Annotated in this window: 1 protein-coding gene; it reads left to right on the forward strand. The window is 76.4% G+C overall.

Going from position 1 to position 2005, the window contains the following annotated elements:
- Positions 1 to 324 precede the first annotated feature (324 nt).
- A complete protein-coding gene (locus O4J56_RS31940; RefSeq protein ID WP_270690967.1) occupies positions 325 to 1521 on the forward strand; it encodes a ComEA family DNA-binding protein in 1197 nt (398 codons plus the stop codon).
- The last annotated feature ends 484 nt before the right edge of the window (positions 1522 to 2005 follow it).

Raw genomic sequence — 2005 nt, forward strand, 5'->3', positions numbered from 1 at the left:
CGGGGAAGTCGGGCTTATCGTGTCCGGTTCAACCCCGAGTTTCCCGAGATCAACGACGAGTACACCCGCCGATCCGCGCGGGCTCTGAACGGGCCGCCCGGGGGCGTGCCCCTCGGAGTCGCGCACGTCCGCCCACCCCGCCACAGGGGCCCTGCGGCCACGACCACCGGCCACGGCGCCGCACGGCCAGGACGCCCCCGGATCCGGCCCCGCCACGGAAGCCCTGGCCTACCCCGGGACGCCGCCGACGGGTCGCCCCCGCCGGTTGTCCACAGCGCGTCGATCGGTCCGCCGATCGGCGCGGGGGCGGAGCAGGCTGGCGTCATGTCCCCGTTCCGCGGCAGAGGCCGCCACTCCGAAGCGCACAGCACGACGGCCGAGCGCCTCCGTTCGGCCACGGGCGCCGGGCCCGCCCACCCCGGAGCCGGCCCCACGGACCGCCCGGGGGCCGGGGCCGACGACACCGCCCCGGGCGCACCGCCGGGGCGGCGGGCGGAGTACGGCCGCCCCTCCCCCGTCACGCCGGAGGGGCCACCCCCGCCCGGCCCCGCCGAGGGCCCCGGACCCGAGGATCCGTTCCCGGAGGACCCCGTCCCCGACGTGGACCTGCCCGCACCGCCATACGCCTTCGGCGTCGGCGCCGCCCCGGACACCGCCTCGGACGCCGTGTCGGACACCGCCTTCCGCACCGACCGGCCCCGGAGGCACCCGCCGCCGCGCCGGGCGGTTCCGGACGGCGAGGAGGAGCCCCTGCCGCGCGGGTACGCCGAGGCGACCGCGGCGTCGCTCCGGCCGTCGCTGTCGGAGCTGGTGGCCGAGCGCCTCCAGCTGAACGCCCCGGACGGACGCGCCCGGTTGGGGCGGGCCGGGCTCGGCGGGCTGCTGCTGGTCTGCGCTGCGGCGGTGGCGGCGACGGCGTGGTTCACGCTCGGTGGGCCGCCCGCGAGCGATCCTGCGCCCCAGCTGCAGGCGGAGTCGGCACCGTCCGATCCGTCCCCGGCGGCGCTGTCGTCCCCCGGCCCTGCCCCGCCGGGCCCCGAGAGCGCGGCGCCGCAGGGGGAGGTGACCGTGCACGTGGGCGGCGACGTGAACGAGCCGGGGGTGGTCACCCTTCCCGCCGGGTCCCGCGTGGCGGACGCGATCGAGGCGGCGGGCGGGGTGGCGGACGGGGCCGACACGGGCACCCTGAACCTGGCGCGTCCGCTGGCCGACGGCGAACAGATCCTGGTCGGCGAAGAGTACGAGCAGGCGGCGCCCCCGGCACCTCCCGGAGAAGCGCCTCCCGGGGCCGCTCCTCCCGGAGGCGGGGAGGGGGCGCTCATCGACCTGAACACGGCGACGCAGGAGCAGCTTCAGACGCTGCCGGGCGTGGGCCCGGTGCTGGCGGAACGGATCATCGCCTTCAGAACCGAGCACGGGGGCTTCAAGGCGGTGGAGCAGCTGCAGGAGGTCTCGGGGATCGGTGAGAAGCGCTATGCCGAACTGAAGGATCTCGTCCAAGTGGCGGGCCCGGCGCCATGACCCCAGGGACAGAAGACGTTCGGCGGCAAGGGACCGACGGCCACCCACCCCGCTCACGGACCCTGGTCAGGCGGCGGGCCGCCGGGGTGCGGGGGAGATGGCGGCGACGACGGAGGCGGGCGGCCCTCGGCGCAGCGTCGTCGGCCGGCAGGCGTGTGCATGGTCACCGTTGTTGGCGGCGACGGGGTGAGCGAAGCGGTTCCCCGGCCCTGCCTGTCGTCCAGCAGGCCGCTTGCGGTCCAGGCGGCGCGGTGGTGAAGGTGCGTGGCCGCCCGCGCTCGTGGCGCCCGCCCCCCGGTGCCCCCGCCCCGTCCGTGTTGATCTCGGGAAGGTCGGGTTCATCGTGCACGTCTCCCCCGACTTCCCCGAGGTCATCACGGAGGGGGCCACCCGGGCGGCACATACCAGACATAACAGGCATCCGACGCGGGGGCGGGCATCCTGCGTCGTGAAATCGACACTTTTATGCAGATCAGGCGTCGAT

The organism is Nocardiopsis endophytica (assembly GCF_027706725.1).
In the GTDB taxonomy this organism is placed as follows: Bacteria; Actinomycetota; Actinomycetes; order Streptosporangiales; family Streptosporangiaceae; genus Nocardiopsis_A; species Nocardiopsis_A endophytica.